This is a genomic window from Streptomyces bugieae (assembly GCF_036352915.1).
Taxonomy (GTDB): domain Bacteria; phylum Actinomycetota; class Actinomycetes; order Streptomycetales; family Streptomycetaceae; genus Streptomyces; species Streptomyces endophytica.
On record NZ_JAZBJP010000040.1, the window covers coordinates 26,406 to 40,925 of the forward strand.

General features: G+C 73.0%; 15 protein-coding genes and 2 tRNA genes. 8 read left to right on the forward strand and 9 right to left on the reverse strand.

Going from position 1 to position 14,520, the window contains the following annotated elements; all coding sequences use genetic code 11:
- Positions 1–34: 34 nt before the first annotated feature.
- Both rsrA and V2J85_RS35215 read right to left on the reverse strand, forming a co-directional pair.
- Positions 35–424: a mycothiol system anti-sigma-R factor gene (rsrA, locus tag V2J85_RS35210; RefSeq protein ID WP_261955783.1), complete on the reverse strand. Its 390-nt coding sequence runs from the start codon at positions 422–424 to the stop codon at positions 35–37.
- A complete protein-coding gene (locus V2J85_RS35215) occupies positions 421–1,125 on the reverse strand; it encodes a sigma-70 family RNA polymerase sigma factor (RefSeq protein WP_261957440.1) in 705 nt (234 codons plus the stop codon). The genes rsrA and V2J85_RS35215 overlap by 4 nt, the downstream gene beginning before the upstream one ends.
- 414 nt (positions 1,126–1,539) lie before the next feature.
- Between V2J85_RS35215 and V2J85_RS35220 the strand changes: the two genes are divergently transcribed.
- Positions 1,540–2,115, forward strand: coding sequence for a helix-turn-helix domain-containing protein (locus tag V2J85_RS35220; RefSeq protein ID WP_261957441.1), 576 nt, complete (start codon positions 1,540–1,542; stop codon positions 2,113–2,115).
- A 67-nt stretch (positions 2,116–2,182) separates the two neighbouring features.
- Here the strand turns inward: V2J85_RS35220 and V2J85_RS35225 are convergent, their stop codons facing one another.
- Positions 2,183–2,830, reverse strand: a complete 648-nt coding sequence (locus tag V2J85_RS35225; protein ID WP_330823815.1) for an alpha/beta hydrolase family protein — start codon at positions 2,828–2,830, stop codon at positions 2,183–2,185.
- A 91-nt stretch (positions 2,831–2,921) separates the two neighbouring features.
- Complete coding sequence (locus V2J85_RS35230; RefSeq protein ID WP_261955785.1) at positions 2,922–3,743, reverse strand: SOS response-associated peptidase; 822 nt, start codon at positions 3,741–3,743, stop codon at positions 2,922–2,924.
- Positions 3,744–3,778: 35 nt separating this feature from the next.
- Between V2J85_RS35230 and V2J85_RS35235 the strand changes: the two genes are divergently transcribed.
- From V2J85_RS35235 to V2J85_RS35250, 4 genes are all read left to right on the forward strand, one after another.
- Complete coding sequence (locus V2J85_RS35235) at positions 3,779–4,492, forward strand: M50 family metallopeptidase (RefSeq protein WP_261955786.1); 714 nt, start codon at positions 3,779–3,781, stop codon at positions 4,490–4,492.
- 211 nt (positions 4,493–4,703) lie between these two features.
- A complete protein-coding gene (aroA, locus tag V2J85_RS35240; RefSeq protein ID WP_261955787.1) occupies positions 4,704–6,077 on the forward strand; it encodes a 3-phosphoshikimate 1-carboxyvinyltransferase in 1,374 nt (457 codons plus the stop codon).
- A gap of 13 nt (positions 6,078–6,090) precedes the next feature.
- Positions 6,091–7,098: a ribosome small subunit-dependent GTPase A gene (rsgA, locus tag V2J85_RS35245; protein WP_261955788.1), complete on the forward strand. Its 1,008-nt coding sequence runs from the start codon at positions 6,091–6,093 to the stop codon at positions 7,096–7,098.
- 152 nt (positions 7,099–7,250) lie between these two features.
- Complete coding sequence (locus V2J85_RS35250) at positions 7,251–7,574, forward strand: DMT family transporter (protein ID WP_261955789.1); 324 nt, start codon at positions 7,251–7,253, stop codon at positions 7,572–7,574.
- A gap of 24 nt (positions 7,575–7,598) precedes the next feature.
- On the opposite strand, the gene V2J85_RS35255 is transcribed toward V2J85_RS35250, so the two are convergent.
- Positions 7,599–8,273 (reverse strand): TetR/AcrR family transcriptional regulator, encoded by a 675-nt coding sequence (locus V2J85_RS35255; protein ID WP_330823816.1) that lies wholly within the window; start codon positions 8,271–8,273, stop codon positions 7,599–7,601.
- A 231-nt stretch (positions 8,274–8,504) separates the two neighbouring features.
- On the opposite strand from V2J85_RS35255, the gene hisN reads away from it, so the two are divergent.
- Together hisN and V2J85_RS35265 are read left to right on the forward strand one after the other, a co-directional pair.
- Complete coding sequence (hisN, locus tag V2J85_RS35260; RefSeq protein ID WP_261955791.1) at positions 8,505–9,308, forward strand: histidinol-phosphatase; 804 nt, start codon at positions 8,505–8,507, stop codon at positions 9,306–9,308.
- A gap of 219 nt (positions 9,309–9,527) precedes the next feature.
- Positions 9,528–9,929, forward strand: coding sequence for a CBS domain-containing protein (locus tag V2J85_RS35265; RefSeq protein WP_261957442.1), 402 nt, complete (start codon positions 9,528–9,530; stop codon positions 9,927–9,929).
- 138 nt (positions 9,930–10,067) lie between these two features.
- On the opposite strand, the gene V2J85_RS35270 is transcribed toward V2J85_RS35265, so the two are convergent.
- Positions 10,068–11,531 carry a catalase gene (locus tag V2J85_RS35270; protein ID WP_330823817.1) on the reverse strand — a complete coding sequence of 488 codons (1,464 nt, stop codon included), beginning with the start codon at positions 11,529–11,531 and terminating at the stop codon, positions 10,068–10,070.
- 159 nt (positions 11,532–11,690) lie between these two features.
- Between V2J85_RS35270 and V2J85_RS35275 the strand changes: the two genes are divergently transcribed.
- Positions 11,691–12,113: a Fur family transcriptional regulator gene (locus V2J85_RS35275; protein WP_261955793.1), complete on the forward strand. Its 423-nt coding sequence runs from the start codon at positions 11,691–11,693 to the stop codon at positions 12,111–12,113.
- A 100-nt stretch (positions 12,114–12,213) separates the two neighbouring features.
- Here V2J85_RS35275 and V2J85_RS35280 read toward each other — a convergent pair.
- From V2J85_RS35280 to V2J85_RS35290, 3 genes are all read right to left on the reverse strand, one after another.
- Positions 12,214–12,287 (reverse strand) — tRNA-Met (locus V2J85_RS35280).
- Positions 12,288–12,373: 86 nt separating this feature from the next.
- Positions 12,374–14,224, reverse strand: a complete 1,851-nt coding sequence (locus V2J85_RS35285; protein ID WP_261955794.1) for a tetratricopeptide repeat protein — start codon at positions 14,222–14,224, stop codon at positions 12,374–12,376.
- Between the two features lie 207 nt (positions 14,225–14,431).
- Positions 14,432–14,505: transfer RNA gene (locus V2J85_RS35290), tRNA-Met, on the reverse strand.
- Positions 14,506–14,520 lie beyond the last annotated feature (15 nt).

Sequence of the window (14,520 nt, forward strand, 5' to 3'; positions counted from 1 at the left end):
CCGGTCGCCCGGGAGGCCCTGCCGGGCGGCGGCCTCAGGCCTCGGCGGTACGGGTGTCGGCCGCCGGGCCGGAGCCGCCGTTGCCGGCCTCCGCCTCACGCGCCTGCTGCTCCCGCTGGGCCTGTTCGTGCCGGGCCTGGTCCAGGACGCTCACCTCGGGCACGGCCTCGCCGGCCCGGATGAGGTCGATCCGGCCCATGACCTTGGAGCGCAGATCGCTGGGGACGTCGTCGTGTCCGCAGCAGCGCTTGACGAGCTTCTTGACGGCCTGCTCCAGGCCGTACTTCTCCAGGCACGGGGAGCATTCGTCGAGATGCACCTGGAATTCCGCGCACTCCCCGGCGGGCATCTCCCGGTCGAGATACTCGTAGAGGTGGTCAAGGACCTCTGAGCAGTCCTTCTCGTGCGGCTCTCCGCAGCTCATGATCCCGAGCCTTTCCGGTCGTGCGACTCCGACGTCCGCGCGGCCTGCGGGTCCGCAGTGGCCGCACCCGCCGGAACCAGCCCGCGTTCGCGGGCGTAATCCTCCAGCATGCCGCGCAGTTGGCGCCGGCCGCGGTGCAGACGGGACATCACCGTGCCGATGGGAGTCCCCATGATGTCCGCGATCTCCTTGTACGCAAACCCCTCGACGTCGGCGAGGTAGACCGCGATGCGGAATTCCTCCGGAATGGCCTGCAGGGCGGCCTTCACGTCCGAGTCGGGGAGGTGGTCCAGCGCCTGGGACTCGGCGGAGCGCAGCCCCGTCGACATGTGCGACTCGGCGCGCGCCAGCTGCCAGTCCTCGATCTCCTCCGCGGCGCTGCGCTGCGGCTCACGCTGCTTCTTGCGGTAGGAGTTGATGAAGGTGTTCGTGAGGATGCGGTACAGCCACGCCTTGAGGTTGGTGCCCTCGCGGAACTGGTGGAACGACGCGTACGCCTTCGCGTACATCTCCTGGACGAGGTCCTCCGCGTCGGCCGGGTTGCGCGTCATGCGCAGGGCGGCGGAGTACATCTGGTCCAGGAAGGTGAGCGCGTCCCGCTCGAAGCGCGCATTGCGCTCGGCCGCACTCTCCTGCCGGCGGTCGGACATCTCCTCGGCCGAGCCGTCGGTCCCTGCGTCGGTACCGGTGACCGGACCCACCTCCTCCAACACCGTCACGGATCCGGAAACGGACCCACTCGATTCGGAGAATAGACGACGATCCGGTGCCGCCGCCGCTCCAGCCAGGGCGGGCTGTGCCACCTGCATCTGCGACCACGGCAGGTCAGCGGCCGGGCGGGCCGGGCAAGCGATTCCCATGCGGCGGACTCCCATTCCTCGTGCTTCGCTGGTACGTACGCGCGTCCGTACGGATGCGACAACAGCCGCTCCGGCCCGGGCATTCCCGCTCCGCGCGATCTTCTTGCGGCGGTTTCGCCTCCCGGGGTTGACAAATGCGATTGCCGGTTCGGCAATGGGAGCGTGGACGACGACACTGCCGGCCCCCCGCCGGACCGCACGGCGCACGCCCCGGCGGCCGGCGCCGCCCCCGACCGCGCCCCGGCGCCGGACCAGGTGTACGACCGGGTCCTCGCCGAGGTGGGGCCCCGGCTGCGGCGGATCCGGCAGGAGCGCGGGGTGACCCTGGCCGCGCTGTCCGAGGCGACCGGCATCTCGGTGAGCACCCTCTCGCGCCTGGAGTCCGGCGGCCGCCGGGCCACCCTCGAACTGCTGCTGCCGCTGGCCCAGGCGCACCAGGTGCCGCTGGACGAGCTGGTGGGCGCGCCGGAGGTGGGCGACCCCAGGATCCGCGCGGTGCCGCAGCGGCGCGGCCGTATGACGGTGGTGCCGCTGACCCGCCAGCCGGGCGCGCTGCAGGCGTTCAAGCTGGTGATCGATCCCGTCGCCGGCCCGCCGGAGCAGCGGATCCACGAGGGCTACGAGTGGCTGTACGTGCTGTCCGGTCGGCTGCGGCTGCTGCTGGCCGACCGCGACGTGGTGCTGCGGGCCGGGGAGGCGGCGGAGTTCGACACCCGGCTGCCGCACTGGTTCGGGCCCGCCGACAAGACGCCGGTGGAGGTGCTGAGCCTCTTCGGGCGGCAGGGCGAGCGGGTGCACGTACGGGCCCGGCCGCGCGGGCAGGGCGACTGAGCCCCGGCGCCGGCGGGCCCCCGCGGGTACGCGGGCCCCTGCCGGTGCCGCGGGCCGCGGGTCGCGCTCAGCCGAAGAGCCCGTCCAGCCAGGCGAGTACGGCGTCGGTGAGCCCGGTCATCGTCGCGGCCTCGCCGATCCCCGCCTTCTTCGGGACCGCGAACCCGTGGTCGCCGTGCGGCACATCGGCCAGCTCGGTGCCCGGCGGGAACTCGTCGGGCCGGCCGAAGGGGTCCCGGCCGCCCTGCACGACCAGCGTCGGCACCCCGGCGCCGGTCAGCTCGTCCACCCGGGACTTCTCCGGCCTGCCCGGGGGGTGCAGCGGGAAGCTCAGCGCCAGTACGGCCTCGGCGCCCAGCTCGCGGGCCGTACGGCAGGCCACCCGGGCACCCGCGCTCCGGCCGCCGGCGACCACCGGCAGTCCCGGCTTCTCCAGCGCGGGCCACAGCGCGGTCCACGCCGCGTCCAGGGTCTTCGGCGCCGGTGCCACCTTCTTGCCGGCCACCCGCCACGGCTGCTCGACCAGCGCCACCGGGTAGCCGCGGGCCGGCAGCGCGGCCGCCAGGGCCCGCAGGTCGCGCGCCTCGATACCGCCGCCGGCGCCGTGGCTCACCGCCACCACGGCCCGCGCCGGCGTCGCCTCGCGGTACCAGGTGATCCGGGCCTCGCCCGCCGGCGTCCCGACCGTCTCGGTCTCCTTCGCCCCTGTGCTCATACGCCCATCCTGCCCGCGCCGGGACGCGAACGGCACCGCCCCACGCCCGCCGGACGGCCACCGGGCCGGGCGCCACCGGGCGCGCACCGGCTCAGAACAGCGTGCCGACCTCCGGCCCGTCGAGCTCGGTGACCAGCTCGGGCCCGTTGTTGCGGACGTTGCTGACGTCGGTCGGTACGGGATGGGCGCGCAGCAGCCCGGGCGGCGGGGGCGCCAGCAGCTCCCGCAGCTCGTCGGGGTCGGTACGGCCCGGGTCGAGCCAGGCGTCCCAGCGGTCCGGGGGCAGCACCAGCGGCATCCTGGGGTGGATCTCGGCCAGCGACTGCGGGCCGGGGCCGCCGTCCGCCCCGGCCAGCGGGGTGGTCTCGGCGGCGGTGGTGACGACCGTGCAGGTCACCCACCAGGCCAGCGGGTGGTCGCCGGGGAGCGTGCGGTCCCGCCAGAACTCGTACAGCCCGGCCATCGCCATCACGGAGCCGTCCGCGGGCGTCACGAAGTACGGCTGCTTGCGCGGCCGCTTCTTCCGGCCCTGCTCCTCCAGCTCCCGCTCGGCCGCGTCGGTGACCCACTCGAAGTAGCCGTCACCGGGGATCAGACAGCGCCGGGTCGCGAAGGCCCGCCGGAACGACGGCTTCTCGTGGACCGTTTCCGAGCGCGCGTTGATCATTCTTGCCGCGCCGTCGGGTGATTTCGACCACGACGGGACCAGCCCCCACTTCAGCGGCCGCAGCTGGCGCACCGGCCCGTCTGGGGCGCCCTCGCCCTTGAGGGGTCGTTCCAGCACCGCGTGCACGGTGGCCGTCGGCGCCACGTTCCAACTGGGCGCCAGCGTCTCCTCGGGCTCCCACTGCTGCACCCCGAACAGGCCGACCAGGTCCTCGGGGCGACGACTCGCTGCATACCTCCCGCACATGCATGCCACACTGCCATGCCACACGAAGGGGAGACATGGAGACCGACCACCTCACCGACATATGGGGCCGGGTCACCGGGACCCAGCCCGCCCCGTCGCTCTGGCTGGTGATCGCCACGGCGGTGCTCGCCCTGGCCGTCGTCGTCCCGCACACCGCGTGGCGGCTCTCGCGCAATGCGATCACCATCGCGCACGAGGGCGGGCACGGCCTGATCGCGCTGGTCAGCGGGCGCCGCCTGGACGGCATCCGGCTGCACTCCGACACCTCGGGACTGACCGTTTCCCGCGGCAAACCGACCGGTCTTGGCATGGTGCTGACCGCTGCGGCCGGTTATGTGGCACCGTCCCTGCTCGGTCTGGCCGGCGCCGCCCTCCTGGCGGCCGGTCACATCACGGCCCTGTTGTGGGGCGCGACCGCACTGCTGCTGGCGATGCTGGTCATGATCCGCAACGCCTACGGCGTGCTCACCGTCGTCCTGGCCGGCGCCGCGTTCCTGCTGGTCTCCTGGCTGACCACACCGGACGTGCAGGCCGGGTTCGGGTACGCGGTGGTGTGGTTCCTGCTGCTGGGCGGGGTGCGGCCGCCCTTCGAGCTGCAGGGCAAGCGGCGCCGCGGCGGTGCGGTGGACTCCGACCCGGACCAGCTGGCGCGGCTGACCCATGTCCCGGCGGCGCTGTGGCTCGGCCTGTTCCACGTGGTGACGCTGTGCTCCCTGATGGGCGGCGGGCGCTGGCTGCTCGGCCTCTGAGGGCACCGGCGGGCCGCTGCCGTCAACGGCGGCACGCCCTGTACTCCCGCCCGGTATGTCCGCAGCGCCTCGTACGTCCGCCGTGCGCGGTCCGTACGTCCGCCACCTCCGCGCTTCCGGCACGCGAGCGCACTACCAGTGCCATGTTTCGGATGGGTTGCGCCGCTTTTGATCAAGATCGGCACCCTTGCCCAGCCATTAAAGTAAGGGCATGACCGAGAGCCCCGCACATCCCGCCCTGTGGCCCGCCCCCGTAGCCCCCGGGGCCGTCGATGCAACCGTCACCGTGCCCGGCTCCAAATCGGTCACCAACCGCGGCCTGGTGCTGGCCGCCCTCTCCTCCGAGCCCGGCTGGCTGCGCCGCCCGCTGCGCTCCCGCGACACCCTCCTGATGGCCGAGGCGCTGCGCACCATGGGCGTCGGCATCGAGGAGACCGCCTCCTCCAGCTCCGCCGGCTCCGCGGACGCCGTGGACCGGCCCGGCGGCGGTGAGGCCTGGCGGATCATCCCGGCCGGTCTGCACGGCCCGGCCGCCGTCGACGTCGGCAATGCCGGAACGGTCATGCGCTTCCTGCCGCCGGTCGCCGCGCTCGCCGACGGCCCGGTCCGCTTCGACGGCGACCCGCGCTCCTACGAGCGCCCGCTCGGCGGCGTGATCGACGCGCTGCGCGCCCTGGGCGCCCGGATCGACGACGACAACCGCGGCGCGCTCCCGATGACGGTCTTCGGCAGCGGCGCCCTGGAGGGCGGCGCGGTGGAGATCGACGCCTCCTCGTCCTCGCAGTTCGTCAGCGCCCTGCTGCTGTCCGCGCCGCGCTTCAACCAGGGCGTCGAGGTCCGGCACGTCGGCGCGGCCCTGCCGTCGATGCCGCACATCCGGATGACCGTCGACATGCTGCGCAGCGTCGGCGCGCAGGTGGACACCCCGGAGGCGGGCGGCGAGCCCAACGTCTGGCGGGTCACCCCGGGCGCGCTGCTCGGCCGCGACCTGGTCGTCGAGCCCGATCTGTCCAACGCCCAGCCGTTCCTGGCCGCCGCCCTGGTCACCGGCGGGCGGGTCACCATCCCGGACTGGCCCGAGCACACCACCCAGCCCGGTGACGCGCTGCGTGAGATCTTCACCACCATGGGCGGCTCCTGCGAGCTGACCGACCAGGGCCTGACCTTCACCGGCAGCGGCCGCATCCACGGCATCGACGTCGACCTGAGCGAGGTCGGCGAGCTGACCCCCGGCATCGCCGCGGTCGCCGCGCTCGCCGACTCCCCCTCCACGCTGCGCGGCGTGGCCCACCTGCGGCTGCACGAGACCGACCGGCTGGCCGCGCTCACCAAGGAGCTCAACGAGCTCGGCGGCGACGTCACCGAGACCGCGGACGGGCTGCACATCCGGCCGCGCCCGCTGCACGGCGGGATCTTCCACACCTACGACGACCACCGGCTGGCCACCGCCGCCGCGGTCATCGGCCTCGCGGTCGAGGGCGTGGAGGTGGAGAACGTCGCCACCACGGCCAAGACCCTGCCCGACTTCCCCGCGCTGTGGACGGACATGCTCGCCGCGTCGCCCGGCCCGGCCCGGAGAGCCTGAGGGACCGGCCGCCATGCGCCGCTACGGCAAGAACCCCGATGAGGACGACGTCCGCGTCCGCCCCAACCGCAAGGGCAACCGGCCCCGTACGAACATCCGCCCCAAGCACGAGGACGCGGCCGAGGGCCTGGTCCTGACCGTCGACCGGGGCCGGCTGACCTGCCTCATCGAGGGCCGCACGGTCACCGCGATGAAGGCCCGCGAACTGGGCCGCAAGAGCGCGGTGGTCGGCGACCGGGTCGCCGTCGTCGGTGATCTGAGCGGCGCCAAGGACACCCTCGCCCGGATCGTCCGGGTCGAGCCGCGCACGTCCACGCTGCGCCGGACGGCCGACGACGACGACCCGTTCGAGCGGGTCGTGGTCGCCAACGCCGACCAGCTCGCCATCGTCACCGCGCTCGCCGACCCCGAGCCGCGTCCCCGGCTCATCGACCGCTGCCTGGTCGCCGCCTACGACGCGGGCCTGGAGCCGCTGCTGGTGCTGACCAAGTCCGACCTGGCGTCCGCCGACGCGCTGCTGGAGTCGTACGGCACGCTCGGTGTCCCCGCCATCGTCACCAACCGCGACGAACTCACCGACGGCAGCGCCGCCGAGCAGGTCCGCGAGGCGCTCAAGGGCCGGATGACGGCGTTCGTCGGGCACTCCGGCGTCGGCAAGACGACCCTGGTCAACGCGCTGGTCCCGGAGCGCCGCCGGGCCACCGGCAACGTCAACGCGGTCACCGGCCGCGGCCGGCACACCACCACCTCCGCGCTGGCGCTGCCGCTGCCCGGTGACGCGGGCTGGGTCATCGACACCCCCGGCGTCCGCTCCTTCGGGCTGGCCCACATCGACCCGTCCCGGGTCATCCACGCCTTCCCCGACCTGGAGCCGGGCACCGTCGACTGCCCGCGCGCCTGCAGCCACGACGAGCAGGACTGCGCCCTGGACCAGTGGGTCGCCGACGGCCACGCCGATCCGGCCCGGCTGCATTCGCTGCGCCGGCTGCTGTCCACCCGGGAACGACGCGAGGGCGACTGATCTCCCGGAGTTCGCTGTCCTCCGCCCGGGACAACTGCATAATCACACCAAGGCTGGCGCATGGTCACCGGCCGCTGACCGCCAGGCGGGGCCCCAGCGGAGTGAGGCTGAAGTCCCGTCGTCACTCATCCGGCTGACGGAGGCAATGGGACATGGCGTGGCTGCTGGTCGTGGTGGCGGGGCTGCTGGAGACCGGCTTCGCGGTCTGTCTGAAGCTCTCGCACGGTTTCACCCGCCTCCTGCCGACCATCGCCTTCGCCTCCTTCGCGCTCGCCAGCTTCGGACTGCTGACCCTGGCCCTGCGCAAGCTCGACGTGGGTCCGGCGTACGCGGTGTGGACCGGCCTCGGCGCGGCCGGGACGGCGGTCTACGGCATGGTCTTCCTCGGTGACGTGGTCTCCACCTTGAAGATCGTCTCCATCACGCTGGTCATCGCGGGCATCATCGGCCTCCAGCTGTCGGGCGGCGCGCACTGACCCGGCGGCTCTTGTGACGGTGCGTCAGCCGCGGCCGGCCGCGGTCTGCGCGCCGTCCCCGGCCGGCCGCCCGAACGCCCCCCGTACGAGCCGCGACACCGCCTCGGCCTCCTGGTCCCGCCGCGCCCGCTGGGCCGGTACGCGTCCCGGCGGCGCCGCCTCCGGGGGAGCCGGCGCGGGCGGGGCCACCACACAGGACAGCGTCAGCCGGGCCGCGGTCTCGCAGGCGGTGCCCAGGGCGGGCAGTTCCTCCGCGGGCCAGTCGGGTTCCAGGGCCGCGACCGCCTGGGCGCAGAACCGGCCGACCAGCTCGGCGGGCGCCGGGCCGGCGGCCGGCGAAAGGGGCGGCAGCCGGTCGCCCCAGCAGCCCGTCAGAGCCGCCCTGACCAGGGGATTCGCCCGTGCGGTCCGGAGCGTCCAGGCGGCCGCGGCCACCACCCGGGCGGCCCCGTCACGGCGCGTCCGGGGGCTCCCGGTGCCGCCCCGGGCGAGCGCCCTGGCGACCCCGGCGAGGTAGTTGTCGGTCTCCCGGCGCACCAGGGCCCGGGCGAGCCCCTCCTTGCTGCCGAACTCGTTGTAGAGCGTCTGCCGGGACACCCCGGCCGCGGCCGCCACCTCGACCATCCGGATGTCCGACCAGGCCCGGGCGGTCAGCGCCGTGTAGGCGGCGTCCAGCAAGGAGTCACGCGCTGCGGGCATCCGTCGCCTCCCCGGCCGCCGGCCCAGGTGGCCGGTTTTCGCACAGAATTGAGGCGGTGTCAGAGGCTGTCAAGGGGTGTCGCGGCGTCCTCGCCGGCGCGCCCCGTGACCGGTGCGCCACCGGGGCCCGCGGGGGCGCGGCCGGGTCCGCACCCGCCGGACGGAGGGCGACACACGCCCGCCGGGCATGGCCGTGTGGCCCGCAGGTATACCAATGGATACTGTTCGCACATGCCCGACTATCACGATGATCTTCGCCTCGGTCACGTCCTCGCCGACGCCGCGGACGCCGCCACCATGGAGCGCTTCAAGGCGCTCGACCTGAAGGTCGAGACCAAACCGGACATGACCCCGGTGAGCGAGGCCGACAAGGCCGCCGAGGAGCTCATCCGCGGCCAGCTCCAGCGGGCCCGGCCGCGCGACGCGGTGCTCGGCGAGGAGTTCGGCAGCGAGGGCGCCGGCCCGCGCCGCTGGATCATCGATCCGATCGACGGCACCAAGAACTACGTCCGCGGCGTGCCGGTCTGGGCGACGCTGATCGCGCTGATGGAGCGCGGCGAGGGCGGTGACCGCCCGGTGGTCGGCATCGTCTCCGCGCCGGCGCTGAACCGCCGCTGGTGGGCGGCGGAGGGCCTGGGGGCGTTCACCGGCCGCAGCCTGACCTCCGCGACCCGGCTGCAGGTGTCGAAGGTCGGCCGCATCCAGGACGCGTCGTTCGCGTACTCCTCGCTCACGGGGTGGGAGGAGCGCGGCAAGCTGTCCGGGTTCCTCGACCTGAGCCGGGACTGCTGGCGGACCCGGGCGTACGGCGACTTCTGGCCGTACATGCTGGTCGCCGAGGGTGCGGTGGACATCTGCGCGGAGCCGGAGCTGTCGCTGTGGGACATGGCGGCCTGCGCGGTGGTGGTCAACGAGGCCGGCGGGCAGTTCACCGGGCTGGACGGCAAGCCGGGCCCGCACAGCGGCAATGCGGCGGCCTCCAACGGTCTGCTGCACGAGGACTTGCTGAGCTACCTCGGCGACGCCGCCCACTGACCCGCCGGGAACGTCCGTTTTTCTGACGGCCTTTCCCCACCGCACACCGCGCTGACCTGTGACGCGGCGTCTCCAGGGGCGGGTGTTCGGACATCCGTCCAGCACTTGCCCCTTGTTACCGCGCGCGACGGCATGTGAACATGAGAATCCCCAAGTTTGTGAACTTGTGAATTCGTTCGCAAGGCGCATTCACCAAGGAGGTGGCTCCACTCCATGCCCATGTACGTCAAGGACGCCATGAGCACGGTGGTCCTCACCATCGGGCCCGCTCACACCCTCCGCCAGGCGGCCCAGCTGATGGCGGCCCGCCGCATCGGCTCGGCCGTGGTCCTCGACAGCGACAACAGCGGCATCGGCATCCTGACCGAGCGCGACATCCTCAACTCCCTCGGCGCGGGCGAGAATCCCGACCGGGAAACCGTGCAGGCCCACACCACCCCGGACGTGGTCTTCGCCGCTCCGGACTGGACCCTCGACGATGCCGCGGACGCCATGGTGCGCGGCGGCTTCCGCCATCTGATCGTGCTGAACGACCACGGACCGGTCGGCGTGGTCTCCGTCCGCGACATCATCCGCTGCTGGTCGACGGCCGGTGTACGGGTCGGCGCCGTCCCGGCCTGACCCCTCGTCAACCGTCCTCCGGTGAGGCGCCCGGCTCCTGGCGCCGGGCGCACGAAGAGGCCGGAGCCCATTGGCGTCCGGCCTCTTCGGCTGTTACGGCAAGCGGCCGCCGAGCGGCCCCGAGGGGCCGTTCGGTGATCAGCCGCGCAGGGCCTGGACCGCGGCCTCCAGCCGCTTGCCGTAGTCCGCGTCCGCGTTGCGGAAGTTCTCGATCGCCCGCTGGGCGATGTCGTCGCGGGAGACCTTGGCGAGGAAGCCCGCCAGGTTGTCGATCAGGCGCCCCTTCTCTTCCTCCGACATCAGGCGGTAGAGGTTGCCGGCCTGGACGAAGTCGTTGTCCTCGGCATGCGAGGGCGCGGCCTGCTCACCCGTGGACCCGGCGACCGGGGCCGGCTGCCACAGCGGCAGACCGGTCTGGGCGGGACCGCCGAAGCTGTTGGGCTCGTAGTTCTTCTGCCGGCCGTGGCGGCCGTCGTAGAGCACGCCGTCCCGGCCGTGGCTGCGCGCCTCGGTGGCGTGCGGGCGGTTGACCGGCAGGTGGTCGGCGTTGATGCCGACGCGGTAGCGGTGCGCGTCGCCGTACGCGAAGAGCCGGCCCTGGAGCATCTTGTCGGGGGACGGGCCGATGCCCGGCACGAAGTGGTGCGGGGAGAAGATCGACTGCTCGACCTCGGCGAAGATGTTCTCCGGGTTGCGGTTGAGCTCCAGCTTGCCGATCTCGATGACCGGGTAGTCCGCGTGCGGCCACACCTTGGTCAGGTCGAACGGGTTGAAGCGGTAGTTCGCGGCCTCGGCGGCGGGCATGATCTGCACGCCGACGGTCCAGGTCGGGAACTCCCCGCGCTCGATCGACTCGCGCAGGTCGCGCTGGTGGCTGTCCGGGTCCTCACCGGCGAGCTTGTTGGCCTCGTCCTGGGTGAGGTTCTTGATGCCCTGGTCGGTCTTGAAGTGGTACTTGACCCAGAAGACCTCACCGGCGGCGTTGTTCCACTGGAAGGTGTGCGAGCCGAAGCCGTCCATGTGGCGGTACGAGGCCGGGATGCCGCGGTCGCCGAACAGCCAGGTCACCTGGTGGGTGGACTCCGGGCTCAGACCCCAGAAGTCCCAGACGTTGTCCGCCTCCTGCGAGCCGGTGTACGGGTCGCGCTTCTGGGTGTGGATGAAGTCGGGGAACTTGATGGCGTCCTTGATGAAGAAGACCGGGGTGTTGTTCCCGACGAGGTCGTAATTCCCCTCCTCCGTGTAGAACTTCAGCGCGAAGCCACGGGGGTCACGCACCGCGTCGGCCGCGCCGAGGTTGCCCGCGACGGTGGAGAACCGCAGGAAGACCTCGGTCTGCTTGCCGATCTCGGAGAGGAACGCGGCGCGCGTGTACTTGGTCGCGTCGGCGGTGACCGTGAACGTGCCGTACGCGCCGGCGCCGCGGGCGTGCACGATGCGCTCCGGGATGCGCTCGCGGTTGAAGTGCGCGAGCTTCTCGATCAGGAGCTGGTCCTGGATCAGGCCGGGGCCGCCGATGCCCGCCGTCTCGCTGTTCTGGTTGTCCGCGACCGGAGCGCCGGCCTCCGTGGTCAGCGGTCCGGTGGTGCTCTCTACCGACACGTGCGCCTCCTGAAACGTCTCTACACCTGCCCTGGGCTTGCGCCGTACCCGATCCTACATTGGACAATGTCTAAGTCAAGAAGGGTCCGAAACTCATACCCGATCCGGCGATGGACGGCCGCTGGTACCCTTGCACTATCTGACTGATAGGTGATTGGCATGAGTGACCTGCTGGAACGACTCCGGGGACGCGGCTGGCGGCTGACCGCGCAGCGACGCGTCGTCGCCGAGGTCCTCGACGGGGACCACGTCCACTACACCGCCGACGAGGTGCACGCCCTGGCGGCCGGCCGGCTTCCCGAGATCTCCCGCGCCACGGTGTACAACACCCTGGGTGAGCTGGTCTCGCTCGGCGAGGTCATCGAGGTGAGCACGGACGGCCGGGCCAAGCGCTACGACCCGAACGCCCACCACGACCACCAGCACCTGGTCTGTTCGCAGTGCGGCACGATCCGTGACGTGCACCTCCACGGCGACCCGCTCACCGCCCTCCCCGAGCCGGAGCGGTACGGCTTCCAGGTCTCCGAGGTCACCGTGACGTACCGGGGCATCTGCCCCAACTGCCGCAGCACCTCGTCCTGACGCGCCGGGCGGCCGCCGGCCCTGCCGGTGGCCGCCCGCCGGACGGACGCACAGACGACGAAGGCCCGGATTCCTGGGAATCCGGGCCTTCGTCCTTCAGTAGCGGGGACAGGATTTGAACCTGCGACCTCTGGGTTATGAGCCCAGCGAGCTACCGAGCTGCTCCACCCCGCGTCGTTGTGCCCTCACTCTAACCCCCGCCGGACGACCGGTGCAAATTCCTTTCACCAGGCCGTCCGCACCGGTCCACCGCACCGTCGCTACGCCGTCAGCTCGTCCTGGAGCGCCGTACGCAGCCGGGCCGCCCGCTCGGCGACCTCCGGCGGGCCCATCTCGACGGCGTGCGCGCACCAGCGCTGCGCCTCGGCGAGGGCGCCGCGGCGGGCCGCGAGCAGCGCCAGCCGCAGCGCGGCCCGGCCGTGCCCGGCCTCGGCGGCCCGCTGCCACCACAGGGCCGCCTCGGGCAGGCTCCCCTCACGGGCCAGCAGCAGCCCGAGGTTGAAGGCGCCGTTCCGGCTGCCCGCCTCGGCCGCCGTGCGGTACCAGTCGGCGGCCTCGACGACGTCCCCCCGGGCCGCCGCGAACATGCCAACCCGGACCTGGGCGCGGCGGTGCCCCTGCCGGGCCGCCCGCTCGTACCACTGCGTGCTCTCGTCCTCCGCCGTACGGTCGCCGTCCGCCTGCCCCGTACCGGCCGCCGAGGCCTGGCGGTCGAGCAGGTCGGCGAGCCGGAAGGCCGCCTCGGCACTGCCGCCGCCGGCCGCGCAGCGCAGATTGCGCTCGGCGTCCGGCAGCCGGCCCTCGCGCAGCTGCACGATGGCGACCTGGAGCGCCGCGTCGGTGTGCCCGGCCGCGGCCGCCCGCTCGTACCAGGTGTGCGCGGTCCGGTCGTCGCCGCGACTCGCGTAGAGGATGCCGAGGTTGAACGCGGCGTCCACGCTGCCCGCCTCGGCCGCCTTGGAGAACCACGGCTCGGCCCCCGAGGCGTCGCCGCGCTGCAGCAGCAGGATCGCCAGCGCGTTGGCGGCCTCGCGGTGCCCGGCGTACGCGGCCCGGCGGTACCACTGCTCGCCGCGGCCCGGACGGCCCTGCTCGGCGCAGAGCAGCCCGATGTTGTAGGCGCCGTTGACGTCCCCGGCGTCCAGGGCGGCGCGGTACCAGCGCTCGGCGGTCTGCAGTTCGCCCCGGTCGGCGTGGAGCGCGCCCAGCGCGTTGGCGGCGTTGCCGTCGCCGTCCTGGGCGGCCCGCCGCCACCACTCCGCGGCGCTCTCCTCGTCACCGGCGTCGCGCAGCAGGTAGCCCAGCGCGCAGGCGGCGCGCGCCTCGCCGTCCTTGGCGGCGGAGAGGTACCAGCGGCCCGCCTCCTGGATGTCGCCGCGGTCCTCCAGGAGCGCGCCGAGCTGCAGCGCGGCCCTGCGGTGGCCGCGGGCGGCGGCCTGGCGGTACCACTGCTCGGCCTCCTCCTGCTGGGTCAGCTCGCCGTACGCGGGCACCGCCCGGCGGTCGGCGTCGCGGCCGTCCTCGATGAGCCGGGCGAGGCGGTACGCGGCCTCGCGGTGACCGCGCTCGGCGGCCGCCCGGAACCAGCGCTCGGCGCCGTCGTCACCGCGGTGTTCGAGCAGATCGGCGAGGGCGTAGGCGCCCAGGCAGTGGCCGGACTCGGCGGACTGGCGCAGCCAGTACTCGGCGGCCGGTTCGTCGCCGCGCTCGCGGTAGTGGCGGCCGAGGGCGTGCGCGGCGGCGGCGGAACCGGCGACGGCGGCGATCCGCCACCAGCCGGCCGCCTCGTCGCCGTAGCCGCGCTGGTGGAGCAGGACGCCGAGGTTGTTGGCCGCGGCGCGGTCGCCGGTGGCGGCCGCGGACCGCAGATGCGGCTCGGCGCCGTCGAGGTCACCGCGGCGCAGCAGCATCGCGCCCAGGGCGCTCATCGCGGACGGGTCGCCCGCCTCGGCGGCCCGGCGGTGGCCGGACTCGGTCACGGCATCGGACGCCTCGGCGGCCTCCGCGGCCTCCATCGCGTCGATCTGCAGCTCGGATTCGCGCCCGTCGTCGGGCGCTGGTACAAACCGGTCCGTCTCCAACAACCTTGCCTTGTCCCCCATAAGACCCATCGTCGCATCACCCGTAACCCGCGTACACCTGGTATACCGCAGCCAGTGAGGTCACTTCAGCGGTTTGTCGACTTCCCGACACGACGACATGTCAAACTCAAGCACACAGGTTCCCTACACGAGGCGCGCGACCCGGCTTTCTTCCGGATCGGCGTGAACACATGACGAAGGCCCGGATCCTTGAGGATCCAGGCCTTCGACCTTCAGTAGCGGGGACAGGATTTGAACCTGCGACCTCTGGGTTATGAGCCCAGCGAGCTACCGAGCTGCTCCACCCCGCGTCGTTGTGCCCTCAA

Excerpts from the sequence above, each read along its gene's own strand:
- V2J85_RS35255 (WP_330823816.1), bottom strand. The coding sequence starts at position 8,273 with ATGCCCGCAGCGCGTGACTCCTTGCTGGACGCCGCCTACACGGCGCTG.
- V2J85_RS35225 (WP_330823815.1), bottom strand. The coding sequence starts at position 2,830 with ATGAGCACAGGGGCGAAGGAGACCGAGACGGTCGGGACGCCGGCGGGC.
- V2J85_RS35235 (WP_261955786.1), top strand. The coding sequence starts at position 3,779 with ATGGAGACCGACCACCTCACCGACATATGGGGCCGGGTCACCGGGACC.
- rsgA (WP_261955788.1), top strand. The coding sequence starts at position 6,091 with ATGCGCCGCTACGGCAAGAACCCCGATGAGGACGACGTCCGCGTCCGC.
- V2J85_RS35285 (WP_261955794.1), bottom strand. The coding sequence starts at position 14,224 with ATGGGTCTTATGGGGGACAAGGCAAGGTTGTTGGAGACGGACCGGTTT.
- hisN (WP_261955791.1), top strand. The coding sequence starts at position 8,505 with ATGCCCGACTATCACGATGATCTTCGCCTCGGTCACGTCCTCGCCGAC.
- V2J85_RS35265 (WP_261957442.1), top strand. The coding sequence starts at position 9,528 with ATGTACGTCAAGGACGCCATGAGCACGGTGGTCCTCACCATCGGGCCC.
- V2J85_RS35250 (WP_261955789.1), top strand. The coding sequence starts at position 7,251 with ATGGCGTGGCTGCTGGTCGTGGTGGCGGGGCTGCTGGAGACCGGCTTC.
- V2J85_RS35230 (WP_261955785.1), bottom strand. The coding sequence starts at position 3,743 with ATGTGCGGGAGGTATGCAGCGAGTCGTCGCCCCGAGGACCTGGTCGGC.
- V2J85_RS35275 (WP_261955793.1), top strand. The coding sequence starts at position 11,691 with ATGAGTGACCTGCTGGAACGACTCCGGGGACGCGGCTGGCGGCTGACC.
- rsrA (WP_261955783.1), bottom strand. The coding sequence starts at position 424 with ATGAGCTGCGGAGAGCCGCACGAGAAGGACTGCTCAGAGGTCCTTGAC.
- aroA (WP_261955787.1), top strand. The coding sequence starts at position 4,704 with ATGACCGAGAGCCCCGCACATCCCGCCCTGTGGCCCGCCCCCGTAGCC.